The following is a 22,401-nucleotide window of genomic DNA, read 5'->3' as shown; positions in this document are numbered from 1 at the left end:
CCCCAGTTGTTTTGTTGAAGGGCATCGCCGTAGACTGAGCACAGCGTTACCAGGAACGCTGGTCAAATTACTTTTCTCGCTCCCAACAAGTCTTTTCGACGGCAAAAAGCGTGTTTATCGTTCGTACAGGGCAAGTTTTCTGTCAGCGCAACAAACCAGCAACTTTCACCCGGCGTCACGTCAATCAATATAAACAACGGCTATCTTTGCGCCGTTTTACTCCGTCCCGGAACGATAAGGCGAAAGCCTGTTTTATGGAAGACAAGAAGCATTCAGATGCCGTAACGGCCGCCGGTTTATTAGTGGCGATGGGCATTATCTACGGTGACATCGGTACGTCGCCACTGTACACGCTTCGGGCTATTATTGGGGCCGAGAACATAGTCCGGGCCGACGTTGTGCGCGGAGCGCTCTCCTGCATTTTCTGGACCCTCACGCTGCAAACCACCGTTAAGTACGTAATTCTGATCCTGCGGGCCGACAACCGGGGCGAAGGCGGCATTTTTGCGCTGTACGCGCTCGTTCGGCGGCACGCCCGCTGGCTCACCCTGCCCGCCATCATCGGCGGTTCGGCCCTGCTGGCCGACGGCATTATCACGCCCCCCATCTCGGTGTCGTCGGCCATTGAGGGACTACGGCAGATTTACCCCAACATTGAAACGATTCCCATTGTCATTGCCATTCTGACGGTGCTGTTCCTGATTCAGGCCTTCGGTACGAGTGTCGTTGGCACCACGTTTGGCCCAATCATGCTCGTGTGGTTCACGATGCTGGCCGCACTGGGCATTGCGCAGCTTGCGCAGGCTCCGGGAATCCTGCTGGCCATTAACCCTTATTACGCCTGGTGGCTACTGACACAGTACCCGGAAGGATTCTGGCTGCTGGGGTCGGTGTTTCTCTGCACCACCGGGGCCGAAGCGCTCTACTCAGACATGGGCCACTGCGGGCGCACTAACATTCGGGTGAGCTGGGTGTTCGTCAAAACGGCGCTGCTGCTCAATTATTTTGGGCAGGGAGCGTGGCTGCTGAGTATCGAAGGGCAAAAACTGTCAGATCGTATTCCGTTCTACCAGGTTATGCCGGAGTGGTTTCTGACCATCGGCATCGTTATTGCTACGGCCGCGACGGTCATTGCCAGTCAGGCGCTCATCAGCGGCTCATTTACGCTCATCAGCGAAGCTATCCGACTCAACTTCTGGCCCAAAGTCCGGCTCCGGTATCCGAGCGTTCAGAAGGGTCAGCTCTACGTGCCGAGCGTGAACCTGCTGTTGTGGGCGGGCTGCGTGGGCGTGGTGTTGTACTTCCGCGAGTCGAGCAACATGGAAGCGGCTTACGGCTTAGCCATCACGCTGACTATGCTGATGACCACGCTCCTGTTCTCGTATTACCTCTACACCCACAAATACAACTCATGGGGCGTGGTGCTTTTCTTAGTCGTTTACCTGGGCATCGAAGGGTCTTTTTTGGTCGCTAACCTGATTAAGTTTCCCCACGGCGGCTGGGTATCGGTATTCATTGGGGCCTCCATTGCCAGCGTAATGTACATCTGGCTACAGGCGTTCAAGATCAAACTTCGCCTGACCGAGTACGTCCGTATCGACCAGTACACGCAGTCGATTAAGGAACTCAGCCGCGACATCAGCATTCCCAAATACGCCACGCACTTAGTGTTCATGAGCAACGCGGGTCGGCAGTCGGAAATCGAATCAAAAATCATTTATTCGATCTTCCAGAAACGCCCCAAACGCGCCGACATCTACTGGTTTGTCCACGTCGACACCACCGATGACCCCTACACGATGGAGTACAAAGTGAACACGATTGCGCCGGACGATGCCTATAAAGTGACCTTTAAACTTGGCTTCCGGGTTGAGCAACGCATCAACCTGTTCTTCCGCAAGGTGATTGAGGACATGGTGAAAAACAAAGAGGTGGACATCACGAGCCGTTACGAATCACTCAGCCGCCAGAACGTAATCGGCGATTTCCGGTTTGTGGTGCTGGAGAAATTCCTGTCGTTCGAGAATGAGCTACCCGCCCGTGAGCGGCTCATCATGAACATCTACTTCACGGTTAAAGGGTTCACCACACCCGAAGACCGTTGGTTCGGCTTGGACAGCAGCTCGGTCAAAATCGAAAAAGTACCGCTGGTCATCCGCCCAGTGGAGAATGTCAAATTAAAGAGAATAGCCACGTAGAGACGCATATTTGGGTCTCCTGACCGGATGGTTTTATTACTGACGCACAGGAGACGCAACGTATTGCCGGTCCGCCGGTGCGGTCTCTACGTGAAAACCGAAATTATGAAACTTCTCATCACCGGCGGGGCCGGATTCGTTGGCTCATCGCTGGCCATTTCGCTCAAGAAAAATTACCCATCCTACGAGATTCTTGCCCTCGACAACTTAAAACGGCGCGGTTCGGAACTGAGCCTGGCCCGGTTGAAAGCGGCCGGTATCGAGTTTCTGCACGGCGACATCCGCAGTAAGGAAGACTTCGACGCCCTGCCCGCCGTCGACACGGTCATTGAAGCCTCCGCCGAACCGAGTGTATTAGCCGGTCTGGACGGAACACCCGACTACCTCATCAACACCAACCTTTTCGGCACGGTCAACTGCCTGAACTACGCGTTGAAGCACCGGGCCAACTTCATTTTCCTGTCCACGAGCCGCGTTTACCCAATCAAAACGATTGAAACGCTCAATTTTGCCGAGGCCGACACGCGCTTCGTGCTGACGGATGAGCAGCCGGTGCCGGGTGTTTCGTCGCGGGGCATCGCCGAAGATTTTCCGCTGACCGGGGCGCGGTCGCTCTACGGCACGACCAAACTGGCGTCGGAACTGCTGATTCAGGAATACAACGAGTTCTACGGGCTGAAAACGGTCATCAACCGCTGCGGGGTTATCACGGGTCCGTGGCAGATGGGCAAAGTCGATCAGGGCGTGATGGTGTTGTGGATTGCCAAGCACTATTTCGAGCAGAAATTAGCGTACATCGGCTACGGCGGCACCGGCAAACAAACCCGCGACATGCTCCACATCGCCGACCTGTACCGGCTCATCGACTGGCAGTTGCACAACCTCGACGCGGTGAACGGCGAAATTCTGAATGCGGGCGGGGGCAACGAAAGCAGTGCGTCCTTGCAGGAGTTAACGGCCATCTGCCAAGAGGTTACGGGCAAAACCATCCCCATCACGTCCGTCGCCGAGAACCGGGCCGCCGACATCCGGCTTTACATCACCGACAACACCAACGTGACGGCCCGCACCGGCTGGAAACCCGAACTCGGCGTCCGCGAGATCGTCACTGACATACACGCCTGGCTAAATGAGAATAAAGATGTGCTGGAGCCAATTTTGAAGTAAGAAAACCAAACCGCCGATTGCAGAAATGCAGTCGGCGGTTTGGTTTTAAGCTTACAACCTTAAATCTCATCCGGTTGCAGTTGGTAGATGCGAACTTATGTAGCCGACATACAACTTTCTTTTTCAATTATCAGGGAAGAAATGAATGTTCCGGTGGGTGAAAATGTTCTCAATCGTTTGGGCAGATGCTGACAAATCTGGTTAAAACCACCAACGAACATACCAACCGTTCGCTCAAAACAACTTGCTCTCCGTAAGTACCTTATGTACATTCGCCGATTAAAACAGCGTTGCCTGTGATCTCCCTCGTTTAGGCCCCAAGCGGCCAAACCGCTGATGCGGTTTCATTTTCTTTCGTTTCGCAAACTACCCCATGGGTAGCCGATGCTCCTGTGCATCCTCTCCGCGACGTATCTGCTGATACGGACTGAATTCCTGTACACTTATCTATTTCCTGAAGAATTAAGGCTGATGTATGATCAGTCGGGTTTACCGCGAACTTTCGGCAGGGGTTGCAACCGTCTTGCGCGCTCCTGCGAGGTTAGTCGATAATCTCACAGCACAGTTGTTGACCATTACTTCCAAAAATCTACAGACAATGAACACGACAATTAAAAACGAATGGTATAAAGATTTTTTTTCGGGCCTGAACTGCGAAATGTGGACCAAAGCCGTTTCGGCAGAATGGACAGAAAACGAAGTCGATTTCCTGGTTACCGCGCTGGCTATCAAACCTGACGACACCGTTTTAGACATTCCCTGTGGAAATGGCAGGCATGCCATTGAACTGGCCAAACGAGGCTTTAAACTGACCGGTATTGATATTTCCGCCGAATTCCTTCGGGCGTTACAGGAACGAATAGACGCCGAACGGTTACCCATTCAAGTCATGCAGGGCGATCTGTTAACAACGGCAATCGGGCATTCTTTCGACGGAGCTTATTGCATGGGCAATAGCTTTGGATACGTCAGTTACGATGGGATGAACGTATTTGTCGGGAAAGTAGCAGCCGCCTTAAAACCTGGTGCCCGCTTTGTGATCAATTCTGGTCTGATAGCCGAGAGTATTCTGCCTAATTTCCCTAAAACGAACCAGTACGTGCTTGGCGATTTGATCATGGACATCAGCAATTCTTACGTAGTTGGTGAGAGTTACATGGCTACTGAACTTACCTACACGAAAGCGGACCGGTCAGAAACGCACTACTTCAAACACTATGTGTACACGCTGGCTGAAATAAAGCGATTGCTGAAGCAGCACGGATTGCGAACGATTGCCGTCTACAATTCGACGGAAAAGCTGGCGTACGAACTGGGCGATCAACAGATATATCTGGTAGCGGAAAAATCATAATGGCTGATGGGGTAAATTTAGCCGCATAGTCCCTTATCAGTTCGTACAACTCCTAATACGTTTTCCCATGAATCAATCAGATAACTCAACACCTGGGCAAACCAACTCGGGCACCACCCGGCGTCAATTTATTCAGACCGGTGCGCTGGCCGCAACCAGCTTTTTCATTGTGCCGCGCCACGTGCTCGGCGGGCGTGGTTTCATTGCTCCAAGCGACAAGCTTAATCTTGCGGGTGTGGGCGTGGCTGGTAAAGGCTTCTCAGATACCAACAACGCGTTCAACAAAGGAGCCAACAACATGGTGGCCCTCTGCGACGTAGACTGGAGCCGCGATCAGGTCAAGAAAAACTTTGAGCAGCATCCGAACGCCAAACGTTACAAGGACTTCCGCGAGATGCTCGACAAGGAAGGCAAAAACATCGACGCCGTAACCGTCTCCACCGCCGACCATACCCACGCCGTGATCGCCATGGCGGCCATGCAGCGGGGCAAGCACGTGTACGTGCAGAAGCCGCTGACCCATAACATCTACGAAGCGCGGATGCTGACCGAAGCCGCCCGCAAGTATAAAGTCGTGACGCAGATGGGCAACCAGGGATCATCGAACCCGCAGCAAAAGCAGATGGTGGAATGGTATGACAAAGGGCTGATTGGCAAGGTGCATACCGTTGAACTATGGACCAACCGCCCCGTCTGGCCGCAGGGCATTCCCGTGCCGCAGGCCGCTGCCGACGTACCGTCCGATCTGGATTGGGACACCTGGATTGGACCCGCTCAAAAAGTTGGTTACTCGCCCGCGTACCATCCCTTCAAATGGCGCGGCTGGTGGAACTTCGGGGCGGGGGCACTCGGCGATATTGGCTGCCACATTATGGATGTGCCGTTCCGCGTGCTGGGTCTTGGGTATCCAACCGAAGTGGAGACGAGCGTTGGTTCGGTATTTCTGAAAGACTGGACGCCCGAATACATTCCCGAAGGATGCCCGCCCTCGTCGCGGGTGGAGTTAAAGTTTCCGGCCTCGGCCAAAAACAAGCAGGCCGTGACCATGAACTGGTCCGACGGCGGCATCCGTCCGACCCGGCCGGAGTTCCTGCCCGAAAATGAACCAATGCCGGAAAACGGCGAAAACGGGGTGCTGCTGATTGGTGACAAAGGCCTGATGGTTTGCGGCATGTACGGCAACGACCCGAAGGTGTATACCAAAAGTGGCGAAAAGATCGAAGGCGACCCTAAATCCGAAGCTGTGAAAGCCATGCCCGAGAACGGACACCAGATACTCTGGACGGAAGCCTGCAAAGCGGGTTTCAACAGCAAGGAGCATAAAGCCCTTACCTCGTCGTTCGACTTCGCCGGACCGCTGACCGAGTCGGTGCTGATGGGCAACGTCGCCATCCGCAGCTACATGGTCCGCACGGCCAGAGCTGATGGGAAGGGCTTTACGTTCACCGGACGTAAGAAGCTGATGTGGGATGGTAAAGGCATGAAAATTACCAACTTCGACGATGCGAACCAGTTCGTTAAGCGCGACTACCGCGAGGGCTGGTCACTAACGGCGTAGACTTTACGGTGATGTATCCTGGTGGTGCGGCATACCGACGGCCACGTCCGGGCGTAAACAAATCTTTCTTCGCCTGGACGTGGCCGTCGGTATGCCGCACCACCAGGATACACAAAACCGCTCCTTCCGGGCGGTTTTTGTGGTTTACAGCCCTTTCCTCATCTTCCTGAACAACGCCGATGGACAGCCGTTTTGTCGGTGAACACAACGAGTAAACAGGATGAAACGAATGCTAAATTGGGCAGTGCTGGCCGGGATGTTGCTGGGCTGCGGGGGTGAGAACACGTCCTCCAATGTTAAGTCGCCGGGGAGCGAGAAGACGACGAAGACTGAAGTGCTCGAAGCCGGAGCGACGGCGCTACAGGACAAAACGCCCATCGACCGTATCGAAATCTACCTCAACGGATTTCACTTCTACAACGGTCAGATCGACGGGCAGATGGAAGCGCACCACTACTGCACCAAGCTGAACGAAGACCTGACCCAGTGCGTGATTTACGATGGGAACGGCAAGGATGCTAAACTAATGGGCGTTGAGTACATCGTCTCCGAGAAGCTGTTCAAGACCTTGCCAGCCGATGAAAAAAAGCTGTGGCACAGTCACCGCCACGAAGTCAAAAGCGGGTCGCTGATTGCGCCGGGGCTGCCCATTGCCGCCGAGCACGAGCTGATGGAAACCGTCGTCTCAACCTACGGCAAGACGTGGCACACCTGGCACACCGATCAGGACCTGACGCTGCCGATGGGTAACCCCGCCCTGATGATGGCCTTCACCAAAGACGGCCAACTGAAACCTAATCTGCTGGCCGACCGGGATAAGCGGTTTAAGGTATCATCGGCCGAAAAACGACAGAATCGCGCCGACATCCCCGCCCCGCCCGTGCAACCCGGTGCCGACGCGTGGCAAACCGGCGAAATCGTTCAGCTACCGGCGTTGACCGGCCACAAACACCGGCCCGTTAAGCAAAGCAGTTTCGCCGGTCAGAAGCCGACCAAACCTGTGCAATAAAAATTATTAAGTACGCCGAATAATCGTACCGGCACCCGGTTGCGTATGTTTGTAGAACGTTTAACAGTGACTGTAAGCTTTGTCCAATACGACCGCCATTCTGATTTTTGCCCAGCCCGTTGCGCACGATGCAGGCCGCAAACGCCTTGGCAGCCAGCCCGGCCGCAACCGGCGTGTGCTAAGTGAGCTGAACCGGCGCGTCAGGCATACGGCGGAGGACACCAATTTATCCGTGCTGCTTTCGGCGGACCTGATCGACCATAGCGGCACGTTTGGGGGGCAACTTACCGACGCACTGCGGGCTGCGTTCGCCCTTGGCTTCGGGCGGGTACTGGTTATTGGCAACGACTGCCCCGCCCTCACCACAACCCACCTGACGCAGGCGGCCAACCAGCTACAGTCGACTCCGGTGGTGCTCGGTCCCGACCGGCGCGGGGGTCTGTACTTGTTTGGGTTGACGCGGGCGGTATTCGAGCGGGCTTCGATAGCGTCCTTACCCTGGCAGACCGACCGGCTGGCACGGGCCGTTTGTCAGGTGTGTGCCGCGTGGCCCGTGGCGACGCTGCCCCACCTAAGTGACATCAACTACCACGATGACCTGCGCCACTACCGGCCCACCTCACCCACCGTTGCGTCGTTTATTGCCCAGCTCCTGAGACTCGGAGCCGCTGAGCAGACCGGTATCTTCAGCACTCCATACGCCCGGCCCGTCACCCTGTACGCTGGTGGCACCGGCTCCCTGCGGGCACCACCCGCTCCCTGCGCAACCGCCATCACTGCGTAATCTCCTCCTGCATTTTTCGGCGTACCCGCATTCTGAACCCGGCCACGATAGCCGACGGTTTTGCGCGTACCAATTTTTCAATTCCATTATTCAGTAATCATGAAACTATCGTTTACCCAATTAGTGGTAGCTGCCAGTTGCTTTCTGACAACAACCACATTCGCCCAGTTAAGCAGTACGTCGGCGCAGCTTGACGTAAGCGTGACGGACCTGCTACTGCGCCGACCCGTAATCAATACGTTGGTTTATCTGCAAAACAGCGCGACAAAAACCCTCGATTCGACCCAAACCAACGAGCAGGGGAAAGCCCGGTTCAGCAACCTGTCGCCGGGAGGCCGGTATCGGGTGTTTACCCGCGCTAACGCGAGATACATTGAAGACGAAGTGTCGGACGTGGGGATCCGGGTAACCGGGCTGACGACGGTAACGCTGCAACTGCCGCTCCGGCGCGAAAGTACCCTCGACGAAGTGGTGATTAACGACCGGCGGCTGGCCCGGCTCAACACCCAAAACGCCGAAGTGTCAGCGTTGGTCTCGAAGCGTGAGTTACAGAGTCTGCCGCTCGAAGGCCGCGACATTACGCGGGCGCTCTACCGCCTTCCTAACCTGACGCTGGCCACGCAGGGCTACGCCGAAGCACCTAATGTTGCTATTAACGGGCTTAACGGCGTTTACACCAACTACCTGATCGATGGGATGGACAACAATGAGCGGTTTCTGGGTAATATGAAATTTAACACGCCGGTGGGTTTCGCCGAAGGCATCACGGTTTATACCAACAACTACTCGGTTGAGTTTGGCAATACCAGCAACGGCGTCATCAACGTGACGACCCGCTCCGGATCGAACCAACTGACGGGCGAAGCCTTTTACCTGACCCGCCCCGGCTCGGTCATCGACAGCCCGTCGCGCTTTGCCACCTCCGATTTGTCGGGCAACTCGGTGAAAGACGGTTTCCAGCGGCATCAGCTTGGCTTCGGCCTGGGCGGTGCCCTGAAGGCCGACAAGACGTTTTTCTACGTTAATGTCGAGCAGACGTTCGACCGGAAGGACAACCGCTTGGTGGTGCCCGCGCTGGGCGTTAACGAGATCGTGACGGGGTTCAACCGGTTTTCGTACGTATCGGGCAAGCTCGACCACGTCTGGAATGGCCGGTTCAAAACGACCCTGCGGGCCAACATTGGCTCATTCGACATCGACCGGCAGGGCGGTGGCTTAGAGGGCGGTATCCTGTTCCCGTCGGCAGCATCAGCCCAGAAAAACCGGACGTACCTGATCGCGCTCAAAAACGCGTATGTGATTGGCAGCCGCAACGGCGGACCGGACATCACGGGCGAAACCAACTACCAGCATTCGCGCTTCCGCTGGAACTACCGCGAGCCGGTGAATCCCACCAATCCGTCGGCCACGGTACGCGGGCCGAACGGCGTCCCCATTGCCACCATTGGCCAAAGCGGTGCCATTTTTGACGATATCGAGAACACCGACCAAATTCAGCAGAAGTTCACCCTCCGGCGCGGAAATCACACGCTCAAAGCCGGAGCGGAGTTTATCACCTCGGATTATGCGCTGTTGGGTGGCGCCAATCCCTACGGCACTTACGACGTGCAACTAACGCAGGCACAACTCGACGCGCTCAAAGCCCGCAACATCGGCTCGGCGCTAGACGTGACCGACATTCCGCGCGACGTGCAGGTGCGGACCTACGACGTCGAACTGCGGCCTACTACGTTTGGGACGCGGCAGAACGTGTACAGTATTTACGCCGAAGACCTGTGGAGCATCCGGCCGGACCTGAACCTGACGTTTGGTCTGCGCTACGACTACGACAATTTAACCAAAGGGGGCGGGACGAAAGGTGATTTCAACAATATTGCACCCCGTGTTGCTTTTAATTATCAGTTGAACGACCGGACCGTCATTCGGGGAGGCTACGGCATGTTCTACGACAAAATCAAGTACTCGGTCTACAGCGATAACCTACAGTTCAGCAGCAGCAGCGCCGACTTCAAAAAGCAATTAAGTGAATTGAAGCGGCTCGGCATCCTGCCCGGCTCAACGGATCTGGACAAGGTTACCTTTCCCGGCAACCTGAACGCCCGCGCTACCACCCCCGTGACGTACCTGAACGGCCCAACCTCCGACCAGCTTCAGGCCCGGCGCGACCAGCAGTTCAGCAATAACTTCCGAATTATGAACCCCGATGGCTTTCAGAGTCCGTACTCGCACCAGTTTTCGCTTGGTTTTCAGCGCAAGCCAACGGCCAATACGCTGTTTTCGCTGGATCTGGTCCATGTGGCTACCAATGACCTGTTCTATATCTACAACCTGAACGCGCCCGCGCCGTACCCGCTCACCAGCGCCACCGATGCCAAAGTACGCACCGTAGCGCAGGCCGACCTGACGCGCCCCCTTCCAATTCGCACGGACCGGCGCGGGGCCTACGCGGTAGTAAACGGCAGCGATACACTCCGGGGTATTTCGCGCAATATTTTCGAGACCCGCACTGACGGTTACGCCCGCTACTGGGCCGCTAACTTCGTGTTTCAAAAACTCAGAGGCAGCAGCCAGTACGCGTACCGGCTGGGCTATAATCTCTCGGTAATCAGGAGTAACACGACGGGCATCAACACGCGGGCACAGGATTCTAACAACTACGCGGCCGAGTACGTTTTTGACGATAACGACCGGCGACACGTGTTCTCGGGCATCTTCTACTATTATCCGTTGCGCAACTTAGTCATTACGCCTACGGTACTGCTCCAGAGCGGGCTGCCCATTACGCGCGTGGCCGACGCCACGAAGTTCGGGGGCGTGGTCGACCTCAACGGCGACAGCGAAAGTTATAGCCTACCGTCGGACATTCAGCCCGGCGAAACGCGCAACAATGACCGTCTGCCGTGGGCCAAAACCGTCGATCTGTCGGTAAAATATACCGTTCGGCTACTGGGTCGGCCACGGCTCGAAATTTCGGCCGACGTGTATAACGTACTGAACACGCAGAACATATCAGGCTTCAACGTCGTACGCGGCTCCTCGAACCAGTTCCAGATTGGTCCGCGCGGGTCGGGCATCACCACGCGGTCAGCCGCCCCGCCCCGGCAGTTTCAGTTTGGTGCGCGGTATGTATTGTAAATTGCTTGCCGACCCCACCCCACCCCCCCCGTCAGGAGAGGGGCTAAAGTTGCTGAACCTCAAAGCCCTTTCCCTTTCTTCAAGGGAGGGGTTGGGTGAATCCTTAAAAATTATGAAACTCCTACTTCTGCTTCTCCTTCCCACCCTTCTGCTCGCCCAGCCAAAACCCCGGCGGGTGTGGTTCGACACGGACATTATGATTGGTTTGCCCGAACGGGCACCCCGCGAGGTAGACGATGGCGTAACGCTAATTATGGCCCTGCGGCAGGCTGACAAAATCGAACTGGCTGGCATCAGCACCGTCACCTACGTGGACTATGGTTACGACGTAACACAGAAGATTCTGGGCTGGTATAACCGGGACGCGTCGGGCAAAGCCCGCAAACCCATTCCGGTGTATAAAGGCTCGCAGAGTGGCGCGAATACGGGCGTTGAAACGGATGCGTCTCGGGCCATTGCTGACGCGCTTCGCAAAGAGAAGATGCCCATCCTGGCGCTGGGACCGGTAACAAATGTGGCAACGGTCGTAAAAAACCACCCGGAACTGGTTTCTCAAATCGAGGAAGTGATCGTGTGTGCGGGCCGGACACCGGGTTTTCCATTCCGGCCGGGTCTGGAAAAGGTGACCGTCGGCGACTATAATTTTGAGCGCGACACGCTGGCGTTTCGGGTGCTGTTCGACGCGGGTATTCGGGTGGTGCTGTCGGGGTTCGAGTGCAGCGCCTACATCCTGCTGGGCAAAACCGACATCGACTTTCTGGAACGCTCACCCAACGAAGGCGATAGATGGCTGTATGCCCAGCTACGCCCGTGGCAGGTCCGCGCCCAGACGCTGTTCGGGGTGGAGGGATTTATTCCGTATGACACCACACCCCTCGGTTACCTGACTCATCCACAGTATTTTAAGTACCATCGCGACATTCCGGTGCGCATCAACATAAAACCCAACGATGCTACCATCGGCGCATCGGCCTCGGTGCGCAGCAAACCGTTTCTGGAGGTTTCTCAAGACTACAAAGACACCAAATGGCGGGCGGTCTACGCGTATAAAACCCTGCCCGGCTTTGAAGAAATCGTGATTGAATCGCTGAAGGGGGGAAACTGAGTTTATACAGGTTCATGGTTTGTAGTTGGCTGACGCCGGAGGGCTATCGCGTCAGCCAACTACAAACCATAAACCACGAACCACAAACCACAAACCTGTATAAACTCAGTTTCCCTCATTGAAAAACACGGCCAGCCCGTCTTTGCCAGCGACGACAATATCCTTACGGCCGGTTTTGCGCAAATCGGCGACGGCGAAATAGATGCCCGTTCCTTTGCCAACACCCGCCGGACCGTAAGCAATGTCGTGCTTGGCGAACTGCTTCCGGGCGTTGTCCCACGTGAAATAATACAGGCCAACGGGATCGTCGGAACCGGGGTCATTGTCGTTGTGAGCGCGGTAGCGTTTGCCGGTGAGGAGTTCGGGGCGACCGTCGCCGGTGATGTCGAGCCATTCCAAGCAGTGATACTGCGAATTTTTGTCGTCGATGAGGTGTTTGGTCCAGCCACGTTTACCGCTGCCGTCGCGGGTTTGCTGGTACCAGTGCAGGCCGTAGCCGTGCCCCTGCCCCACAATTAGATCATTGAGCCGGTCACCATTCACGTCGGTTACGATGATGGGTACACTGGCCGTGCCGAGACTAAACTCCTGATGCAGTGTCCACGGGCCGTTGCTGGTGTCCCGAACCGGGCGGCCTGACGGGGCTTCGAGCCAGCCGTTGCTGATGATGAAGTCGCCCCGGCCATCGCCGTTGATGTCGCCGAAGCCAAGGCCGTGGTCCTGCGTGGGCGCCACCACTACGGTTTGAAACTGGTTGGGCGCGGTGCGTTTGAGGTATTTAAGCGGATGTTTGGGATTGTTGGGGACAATTTCGGGCGTACCGTCGCCGTCGATGTCCCACGCCCGCGCCGTTTCGACGTTACCAACGTTAGCAATGTGGTGGGCAGGCCATTGTTCGTTCTTACCGGGATTTTCGAGCCACCGGAGCTTTCCGCCAAACCAGCCGCCCGTCACAAAGTCCATGCGGCCGTCGCCGTTGACATCCATCGGAATGGTCGAAAAGTCGTCGTAGTACTGATCCTGCCGGGTTTGGCTGCCAATCAGGTGCCGACGCCGGAAACGTGGCCCTTCGTACCAGAAATCGCCGGAGATAATGTCGAGTGTATCGTTCTTGTCAACGTCGAACACCGCCACGGATTCGTAGCTTTCGGCGGCCACGAAATAACGTCGGAAACGAAGCGTCGGCTCGGGGGCGACGGCCCCAATCAGGAGTGTGATCAATAAAATTCCGGTGATGCGGTCCATATCGAAAGGGGAGAAAAAAGAGCAAGGCAGGCAACGCGTTTTTTTACCGTAATTTATGCTTTCCCCCAGTCCATGATGATGTTCCGTTTCTTCCTGATTGTAGCCGTGCTGCTCAGTTGCCAGGCGGCTCCGCCCTTTCGGTACACCGGCCCGAAGTTAAAAGGCGTCAACCTCGTGGCTCCCCCGCGCCAGCCCGACTCCACAGCCCTGGCCCCGGTGCGGACGATGGGGGGCGAGTGGGTAGCCATTGTGCCCTACGGTTTCTGCCGAAAGGGTGATCCGCATTTCTTCTTCAGCCAGAACCGGCCCAAAGAAGAAGGCAAAAAATACGGGCAGTGGTGGGGTGAAACGCCAGCCGGTGTGACCGAAACGGCGCGAATGGCGCGAATGCAGGGCTTAAAAATCATGCTCAAGCCGCACGTCTGGATGCAGGGCGGCTCGCACCTCGACCTCGAATTTACGACCGAAGCTGACTGGCAAACGTTTGAGCGCGACTACGCTCAATACGTACTCTACTTCGCCAAAATCGCCGATTCGCTCAACGTCGACCTGTACTGCATTACTACTGAACTCGACCGCTTCGCCATTGCCCGGCCCGCCTTCTGGTCGTCGCTGATTGGGCAGGTGAAGCAGATTTACAAAGGCAAACTGACCTACGCGGCTAACTGGGACCGCTACAAGAAAATACCGTTCTGGAGCCAGTTGGACTATGTGGGCGTGGATGCGTACTTCCCCCTCTCCGACGCCCGCCAGCCATCGGTGCCAATGTTGGTGCAGGGTTGGAAACAGCACCTGAAACCATTGGCGAGGCTGAGCAACCAGTATCAAAAACCGATATTATTTACCGAATTCGGCTACCGAAGCTGCGATCACACCGCCCGTCGTCCGTGGGAGTCGGAAACGGATTGTGTGCCCAATGAAACGGCCCAAACCAACGCCTACGCAGCGCTAACCGAAGCCGTTTGGCCGCAGCCGTGGTTTGCCGGTGGCTTCGCTTGGAAGTGGTTTATGGAAACCGACCTCCGCCACCGGGAGCGTGACCAATACAGCCCGCAGGGAAAACCAGCAGAAAAGGTGCTGACGAATGGGTGGTAGCTGTACGATGTCACTCGACCAGAATTTATCCCGGTGTCTCCCGCCCCACAACCTGCACTAAACTTTTTCGGGCCTGCTGAGTCATACTAACGAAACTACCTCAGCCACAAGCGCCATGCGTATTCTGATAATCGGTCTTTTACTGGCGACAGTCGCCTGTAGACGTCCATCCACCCAGATCAAAGCCACCCTCACGCCAACCACCGTGAACAGTCAGCAACCAGCCGAACTACCCGACTTTAGCACCTACCTCAAAGCGGGCGATGAACTGGTGGCGATGGGCAATGAGCCGTTCTGGTCATTGACGATCAACCCCTCAAAGTACACCCTGCGGTTCAAAACCCCCGATGGCGACTCCATCAACACGCCGGTTCCCGAACGCATCACCGACCCGGACGGAAGCTTCCGGTATTCAGCCGAGGTAGAATCGGGCAAGCTGACCGCTATTTTCCGGGCCGATAGCTGCGTCGATTCCATGTCGGGACAGCGGTTCGATTACCGCGCTGAAGTGACGGTTCGGGGCAGGAGTTACGTGGGCTGTGGGGTATCGCTGCGGCAGATGACGCTGTTGCACGACATCTGGGTACTGACCGAATTGAACGGCAAACCCGTTGTGGCCGGGAGCGCACAACGCGAACTTCCCCGGCTGGAGATCATGCTGACCGAAGGTCGCGTAACGGGAACGACGGGCTGCAACCGGCTCAATGGCCGTGTCAAAGCCGATACGCGCCGGATTCAATTTGGACCGCTGATAACGACTAAAATGGCTTGCTTAGATGACGCGGGCACTACGGAAAGTGATTTTCTGGCGGTATTACGGGAGCCACTCACCTACCGGGTTGGAGAGGGTAGGTTAACGTTGCTGCGAAACAACACGCCGGTACTGGTCTTCAGAAAAGTAGATTGAAACGGATTGATGTCTTTATATTTCAGGCGAATGCCGGGCAATAACGACAGGTTTTTCGTACTTTTGATTCTTGATAAAAGCCAAACAAACAGCGGAATAAGTGAACCGCTCAACTGCTTCTGAAAAGGCTTACTGAACCAATTTGCATAACTCCCTATCTCTATGAAAAAATTACGGCTTCCCTCCCAGGCTCTGTTGCTGGCGGGTGTGCTGGCGGTGTCTATGCCCGGTATGGATACCCCCGCGCAGGCACAAACGACGCCTAAACGAACGGCCAAATCAGCGGTGGCCCCAGCGGCAACACCCATGGCGCTGAATCGGGTACTGGTGTTTTCGAGAACCAAAGGCTACCGTCACGGCTCCATTCCGGTTGGGAAGCTGGCGATTATGAAACTCGGTCAGGAAAATGGCTTCGCCGTCGACACCACCGAAAGCGCCGATAAATTCACCGAAGACAACCTCAAACAATATGGGGCCGTTATCTGGCTCAGCACCACCGGCGACGTGCTGAATGATGCGCAGCAGGCGGCTTTTGAGCGCTACATTCAGGCGGGGGGCGGCTACGTGGGTATCCACGCGGCTGCCGACACCGAGTACGACTGGCCGTGGTACAATCAGTTGGCAGGAGCGTATTTCCTGCATCACCCAAAGCAACAAAACGCTGACATTCAAATTGTTGACAAAAATCACCCGTCTACCAAAATGCTCCCCGACCGCTGGAAGCGTTTCGACGAGTGGTACAGCTACAAAAGCATTGCTAAAGATTTGAAGGTCCTGGGTAAGCTGGACGAGAAAACCTACGAGGGCGGCAAAAATGGCGATGACCATCCGTTTATCTGGTACCACGATTTTGAGGGTGGCAAGGCGTTCTACACCGGTGGTGGCCACACGGACGAATCCTACAGCGACGCCCTGTTTTTGCAGCACATGCTGGGCGGTATTAAATCGGTGATGGCCACGAGTTTAAAGTTCGGCCAAGCCAAAACGATGCCGTATCCCGAAGAAAACCGCTTCAACCGGGAGGTTCTGGCCGACAAACTCGATGAGCCAACCGAACTGGCCGTGCTGGACAATGGCAAAGTGCTGTTTGCCGAGCGCAAAGGAGCCGTTAAGCTTTGGGACCCCAAAAAGAAAACCGTAAAAGTGGTTGCCAACGTACCGGTTTATTTCAAGTTCGAGTATGGCCTGATGGGCTTGAACGTCGACCCGAAGTTCAACGAAAACAAGTGGGTATACCTCTATTATTCACCCGTGTCGGGGGATACGGCCAACCGGCTGGTGCGCGTCAAATACGACGACACTCGCGATACGCTGCTCTTAAATACGGAACAGAAACTGCTGACCGTGCCCGTGAAGCGGACCGGTTGCTGCCACACGGGCGGCTCCATCGCCTGGGACCGTCAGGGCAATTTGTACCTGTCGGCTGGTGACGACACCGACCCGTTCAAATCGAAAGGCTTCAGTCCGTCGGATGATCGCGCGGGTAGTGAAGGAGCCAACGCGCTGCTGACGTCGAGCAACACGATGGATTTGCGCGGCAAAATCATGCGCATTAAACCCAATGACGATGGCACGGTCTCCATTCCTGAGGGCAACCTGTTCCCGAAAGGCACGCCGAACGCCCGCCCCGAAATCTACGTGATGGGAAACCGCAATCCCTACCGGATTGCCGTTGACCAGCGCACGGGCTTCTTGTATTGGGGCGAAGTGGGACCGGACGCGGGCGAGAACGACGAGAAGCGTGGTCCGCGTGGTCACGATGAAGTAAACCAGGCGCGGAAAGCCGGTTATTTTGGCTGGCCGCTGTTCGTGGCCGACAACAAGCCTTATCGCCAGTTCAACTTTGCCGACAGCACATCGGGTCCGGCCAATGATCCGGCCAAACCGATTAACTACTCGGTTCATCAGAAGGGCTTACGCGAGTTGCCCCCGGCCCAGAAAGCGTTTATTTATTACCCCTACGCCGATTCGCCGGATTTCGGAGCGATTGTCGGGAAAGGTGGTCGTAATGCCATGGGCGGACCGGTGTATTATTACGATGATTACCCGGAAACGTCGGTGAAGTTCCCCCGCCATTACGACGGTAAATTCTTTGCCTACGAATGGATGCGCGGCTGGATCAACCCCGTGACGATGACCAAGGACGGCGACTTTGTGAAGATGGAAAGTTTCATGCCCAACACCAAGCTTGATCACCCCATGGACATGCAGTTCGCCAAGGACGGTTCGCTCTACATGCTTGAATACGGCGCAAACTGGTTCGCGCAAAACGACGATGCCCGGCTGTCGCATATCACCTATAACGCCGGAAACCGGAAGCCCGTAGCCGTAGCCAGCGTGAACAAGGCCGTTGGCGCGGCTCCCCTGACGGTCAAATTCGACAGCAAAGGCTCAATGGATTACGACGCAGGTGACGGCATCAAGTACGAATGGACGTTCGGGCCGGGCATCCCTAAAAGCACCCAGGCTAACCCGACGGTCACCTTCAGCAAGCCGGGTCTCTACCGCCCCACACTGAAAATAACCGACACTAAAGGCAACGTGTCAACTAAAGCGGTGGACATCAAAGTTGGCAACGACGCCCCTAAAGTTGACGTGGCCCTGAAAGGCAACAAGACCTTCTACTTCGCCGACAAACCCGTTGACTACGAAGTGAAGGTGACCGACAAGGAAGACGGTACATTAGCGGGCGGCAAGATCAGCCCGGAGGATGTCGTGGTAACGGTTAACTATCTGGAAGGCTTCGACAAAACGATGCTGGCGCAGGGTCACCAGGCCAATACGGGTTTCTCGGCGGGCAAACGCCTGATCGAATTGAGCGACTGCAAAGCCTGCCACAGCATCACGGAGAAGTCCATTGGACCCGCCTACGTGGCGGTATCGCAGAAGTATGCCAAAGAGCGTCGGGAGGCTATTGTTGGTCAATTAGCGGCTAAAGTCATCAAAGGCGGGGGCGGTGTCTGGGGCGAACAGGCCATGAGCGCCCACCCGCAGTTGAAAGACGACGAGGCCAAAGAAATGGTGCGCTACATTATGTCGCTGAGCGATAAAAAGCAGATCGACAAGCAGCCGGTGAAAGGTACCTACGTGGCTAAGGCAAAGGAAAAAGAGGGATCGTACATCTTCTCGGCGTCCTACACCGACCGGGGCAACGGGATTATGGGTCCGCAGACGGGGTCAACGAGTGTTGCGCTGCGGTCGCCGATGGTGAAGGCTGTTTCGGCTGACGTGAAGCAGGATATTTTTCAGTATGATATTCCTAAAGTAGGGTTAGCGGCCATTGGCACAAAATCGGGCAGCTACTTAGCGTTCAACGACTTCGATCTGACGGGTATTCAGGCCATGTCGGCGATGACGTTCAGCGATAAAGAACAGACGGCCGGGGGAAAGCTCGAAGCCCGGCTGGATTCACCCACGGGAACGCTACTGGGCGAAGCCGACGTGAAACTGGGAGCCTCGGGTCCGGTAAGCGTACCATTCCGTCAGTCTCCAACCGGCCTGCATACCCTGTACCTGGTATTTGTTAATCCCAATGCCGGGCAAAAGGCGTTATTTGGGGTAGACAAGCTGCAGTTCATCAATCAGTCGCCGGGGAGCGTCAGTACAGGTAGTGGAGGCCAGGGAAAATAAATTGTGTTTAAGTATCCTGGTGTCTTAGTGTATGAGTACCCTTGTTGTTCAAACACGTACACACAAGTACTTAAGATGCGCCAAGACCCGATCAGCAATGACCGGGTCTTTTTTTGTAGGTTTACGGCTCACCTAACGCCACCGACTGTGCCCCAGATCCTTCTCTGCTTCATCCTGTTATCAGCCTTCGCCTGCCAGCCCGCCACCGACGTCCGGACCATCATCGACGAAGCCATCAACGCGCACGGTAGCGACGCCTATCAAAATAAACGCGTTGAGTTTGACTTCCGGCAGTTTCACCTGACGCTGGAACACCAGAACGGCCGGTTTCGCTACGAACGTACGCATCGCGATTCGGCGGGGGTGCAGATTCGGGAAGTGCTGACCAACGATAGCCTCACCCGGTTTCAGAACGGACAGCGCCAGACGCTCGACACGGCGCAAACGGGGCGCTACAGCCGGGCGGTCAACTCAATTGCATATTTTGTACTGCTGCCTCAGAAACTGTCCGACCCCGCCGTACTGGCCGATTACGCGGGCGAAAGCCGGATCGACGGGCAGGCGTATGACAAAGTCCGGGTGCGATTCCGGGCCCAAGGGGGCGGCAAAGACTACGGCGACACGTTCTTCTACTGGTTCAACCAGCAAACGCACACGATGGATTATTTAGCCTACAGCGAAGGCGGACCCCGTTTCCGCAAAGCCATCAATCCAAAAACGGTGGGCGGCCTCCGCTTCCAGGACTACATCAACTACAAAGGCGATGAGAAAGACACAACCTCCGTTGGCACTTACGACCGCCGGTACGAAGCCAAGCAACTCTCCGAACTCTCGCGCATTGAGCAAAAAAATATCCGGGTAACGGCGCTACCGTAAAGCGGGGTGTGTACGTGTTCAACCTGTGTATCCGTCAGTGGTCAGAATCAAACGACGAACTGGTTGGAAGTCTTACGGCTAATTTGTTTCTTTACTATTGAGTAAACATAATTGCCTGTAGTTAGGTAAGCGCGCAACTAAATGTAGCTGACATTGACCAAAATTTAGTTCCGCGACTTGGCGTACATATAGGCGTTGGGTGATTCCAATAAAATGTGCTCATTCGGCGGGTTCCGTGCGACAGGTAGAACATCCCAGAGGTGAAGTTTCGGCTTCCATTTCCGGGTTCCGGCTGACAAGCCAACCGTCCCGCAGGTTGGGCTTCTAAAACAGTAAGGCGGGTCGCGTTCGACAGGGCAAACGCCCCGGTTGGTCAGGATCGACAAAACAGAATGAGTTTAAACGAACAATCAAAATGATAGAAACACCGCGATTAATGATTAAACCGTTATCTTATGAACAGTTAATGAAATATGTTAAGTGCGACAATTCTTTAGAAGACGAATTAACTCTAAATCCCACATCCAGAATTATTGCGCCCGAATTAAAAGAAGCCTTTGAAAAAACTATTTTACCTAATGTAGCAAAAAATCCAAACACTTATTTATACCACACACTTTGGACGGCCATTTCAAAAACCGAAAATAAAATGGTAGGAGATTTGTGTATAGTAGGTGAACCAAATTCAGATGGAGAAATTGAAATTGGTTATGGTACTTATGACGAATTTCAGGGCCAAGGCTTTATGACAGAAATTGTTAGCGGAATTAGCGAATGGGCAAAAAACCAACCCTTAATAAAATCTGTAATTGCTTCAACAGAAAAGGACAACATACCGTCTTTTAAAGTGCTTGAAAAAAATGGCTTCGCTAAAGTTGGAGAGACAGAAACCCTGTTTAACTGGAAGCGTAATTTGTAATTTTTCTTCATGTTTGCTGTTTGCCGGGTCTCGTGCGATAGGCAGCACGTCCCAAAGTCAGGCGTTCAGCCCAACGACAGGGGGTGTAAAGGTGCAGCTTGTTTGCTTGATCGAAGTTGCTTACTCACCATCAGCCCCCTGGGGTGTTGGGTGCGTGTCCATAAATTGGCTTGCGGGGCGGGTTCCGCGTGACAGGCAGCACGTCCCAGAGGTTAGGCTTTTGGCTTGTTCGGCAGGTTTCGGTCGACAGTTTGAACGCCCTGGTTGGGCAAGTTTTGGTTTGTATGCCAGTGTCCTTGCGACAGGGCGAACGCCCCGACAGTTAGGCTTGAAGCAATACAGCAATACAAAATGCGAAATGCGTATTTTGTATTGAAAGTGCGGCAATCGGCGCGGTAGTGGCTATTTTAGGGCAATCCTTCGAAAGGACCTAATGACTTCAAAAAATGGACTATAAAAGCATTGCTGATAAAATAATTGAACTGCAAAATGCCGACTTAGCATTAAGAGACAGACTTATTCAACATGGACAACTTAGCGAAGGGTATAATGAAGAAATGAAAGAGTTGCACAATAGAAATGCTAAAATATTAAACGACATTATTGACGCAATAGGTTATCCGACAATAGACAAAGTTGGTAAAGAAGCAAACGAAGCGGCTTGGTTGATAATACAGCACTCAATCGGACAGCCCGAATTTATGAAAAAGTGTGAGGACCTATTAGGAATTGCGGTTAGTGAAAATAAAGCAGGCAAGAAAAATTTGGCTTATCTAACTGACCAAATAGCAGTACTTGAAGGTAAACCGCAACTTTACGGAACTCAATTTGATTGGGACGAGAACGGAAATTTAATTCCAAATCTTTTTGACTACCTAGACAAAGTAAATAAAAGGAGAAAGTCAATTGAAGAGCAAACCAAAATTATGCAAAGACGAGTGAAAGACGAAAGCCAAACGCCACCTATAGACTTTGAGCAACGACAACAAGAAATAGAAGCGTGGAAAAAAAGTGTCGGTTGGACAAAGTAAAAACAGCCACTAACATGGGGTTTTATGTAAGTTGGACTTGACAAACAAAATTTCAGCAAATTGCAAAACCGGGCTTCAGGTCGGGCTGGACAAACATCGCCGAACTTTTGTTCTTAACTTCAGCAAAATAATTTCAATCAGTAGCGGACCGAGCGGACGGAATGCTAATTCCCAACCTGCATAAATCCCCTGTTCGTTAGCGGTAAGCGTGAAAAACCGACAACCATCAACAAAACGAGAAATTAACAAATAAAAAGAAATATTATGTTAGGGCTTAGAACAACAATTTACAAAGTTTCAGACATTCAAAAAGCGACTGAATGGTATTCAAACGCATTTTAAACTAATCCTTATTACAACGAATCCTATTATGTTGGTTTCAACATTA

Annotated in this window: 15 protein-coding genes; 14 read left to right on the top strand and 1 reads right to left on the bottom strand. The window is 54.3% G+C overall.

The window, feature by feature from the left end:
- The first annotated feature begins 254 nt into the window (after positions 1-254).
- The 8 genes from ACYVHB_RS00175 (at position 255) to ACYVHB_RS00140 (ending at position 12,310) form a co-directional block, all read left to right on the top strand.
- Complete coding sequence (locus ACYVHB_RS00175; protein ID WP_461050000.1) at positions 255-2,198, top strand: KUP/HAK/KT family potassium transporter; 1,944 nt, start codon at positions 255-257, stop codon at positions 2,196-2,198.
- A 105-nt stretch (positions 2,199-2,303) separates the two neighbouring features.
- Positions 2,304-3,365: an NAD-dependent epimerase/dehydratase family protein gene (locus ACYVHB_RS00170; RefSeq protein WP_461048461.1), complete on the top strand. Its 1,062-nt coding sequence runs from the start codon at positions 2,304-2,306 to the stop codon at positions 3,363-3,365.
- Between the two features lie 598 nt (positions 3,366-3,963).
- A complete protein-coding gene (locus ACYVHB_RS00165) occupies positions 3,964-4,719 on the top strand; it encodes an SAM-dependent methyltransferase (protein WP_461048460.1) in 756 nt (251 codons plus the stop codon).
- Positions 4,720-4,786: 67 nt separating this feature from the next.
- Entirely contained in the window at positions 4,787-6,277 is a 1,491-nt protein-coding gene (locus ACYVHB_RS00160; RefSeq protein WP_461048459.1) for a Gfo/Idh/MocA family protein, read from the top strand.
- 220 nt (positions 6,278-6,497) lie between these two features.
- The gene (locus ACYVHB_RS00155; RefSeq protein WP_461048457.1) at positions 6,498-7,286 is read left to right on the top strand and encodes an OBAP family protein; all 789 of its coding nucleotides are present in this window, start codon (positions 6,498-6,500) and stop codon (positions 7,284-7,286) included.
- Between the two features lie 79 nt (positions 7,287-7,365).
- Complete coding sequence (locus ACYVHB_RS00150; RefSeq protein ID WP_461048455.1) at positions 7,366-8,070, top strand: TIGR04282 family arsenosugar biosynthesis glycosyltransferase; 705 nt, start codon at positions 7,366-7,368, stop codon at positions 8,068-8,070.
- 99 nt (positions 8,071-8,169) lie between these two features.
- The gene (locus tag ACYVHB_RS00145; RefSeq protein WP_461048454.1) at positions 8,170-11,205 is read left to right on the top strand and encodes a TonB-dependent receptor; all 3,036 of its coding nucleotides are present in this window, start codon (positions 8,170-8,172) and stop codon (positions 11,203-11,205) included.
- A gap of 112 nt (positions 11,206-11,317) precedes the next feature.
- The gene (locus ACYVHB_RS00140; protein ID WP_461048452.1) at positions 11,318-12,310 is read left to right on the top strand and encodes a nucleoside hydrolase; all 993 of its coding nucleotides are present in this window, start codon (positions 11,318-11,320) and stop codon (positions 12,308-12,310) included.
- A gap of 105 nt (positions 12,311-12,415) precedes the next feature.
- Here ACYVHB_RS00140 and ACYVHB_RS00135 read toward each other — a convergent pair whose 3' ends face one another.
- Positions 12,416-13,555 carry an FG-GAP repeat domain-containing protein gene (locus tag ACYVHB_RS00135; RefSeq protein WP_461048450.1) on the bottom strand — a complete coding sequence of 380 codons (1,140 nt, stop codon included), beginning with the start codon at positions 13,553-13,555 and terminating at the stop codon, positions 12,416-12,418.
- Positions 13,556-13,627: 72 nt separating this feature from the next.
- Between ACYVHB_RS00135 and ACYVHB_RS00130 the strand changes: the two genes are divergently transcribed.
- From ACYVHB_RS00130 to ACYVHB_RS00105, 6 genes are all read left to right on the top strand, one after another.
- Positions 13,628-14,650, top strand: a complete 1,023-nt coding sequence (locus ACYVHB_RS00130) for a glycoside hydrolase family 113 (protein ID WP_461048448.1) — start codon at positions 13,628-13,630, stop codon at positions 14,648-14,650.
- Positions 14,651-14,765: 115 nt separating this feature from the next.
- Positions 14,766-15,557, top strand: coding sequence for an META domain-containing protein (locus tag ACYVHB_RS00125; protein ID WP_461048446.1), 792 nt, complete (start codon positions 14,766-14,768; stop codon positions 15,555-15,557).
- A gap of 162 nt (positions 15,558-15,719) precedes the next feature.
- Positions 15,720-19,187: a ThuA domain-containing protein gene (locus tag ACYVHB_RS00120; RefSeq protein ID WP_461048445.1), complete on the top strand. Its 3,468-nt coding sequence runs from the start codon at positions 15,720-15,722 to the stop codon at positions 19,185-19,187.
- A 147-nt stretch (positions 19,188-19,334) separates the two neighbouring features.
- Positions 19,335-20,063, top strand: coding sequence for a DUF6503 family protein (locus ACYVHB_RS00115; protein WP_461048443.1), 729 nt, complete (start codon positions 19,335-19,337; stop codon positions 20,061-20,063).
- A gap of 436 nt (positions 20,064-20,499) precedes the next feature.
- The gene (locus ACYVHB_RS00110) at positions 20,500-20,982 is read left to right on the top strand and encodes a GNAT family N-acetyltransferase (RefSeq protein ID WP_461048441.1); all 483 of its coding nucleotides are present in this window, start codon (positions 20,500-20,502) and stop codon (positions 20,980-20,982) included.
- A 446-nt stretch (positions 20,983-21,428) separates the two neighbouring features.
- Positions 21,429-22,013, top strand: coding sequence for a DUF6624 domain-containing protein (locus ACYVHB_RS00105; protein ID WP_461048439.1), 585 nt, complete (start codon positions 21,429-21,431; stop codon positions 22,011-22,013).
- The last annotated feature ends 388 nt before the right edge of the window (positions 22,014-22,401 follow it).

This window comes from Spirosoma arcticum (genome assembly GCF_054779955.1).
Note: the sequence above shows the minus strand (reverse complement) of the source record. Positions and strands in the feature narration are given on the sequence as shown.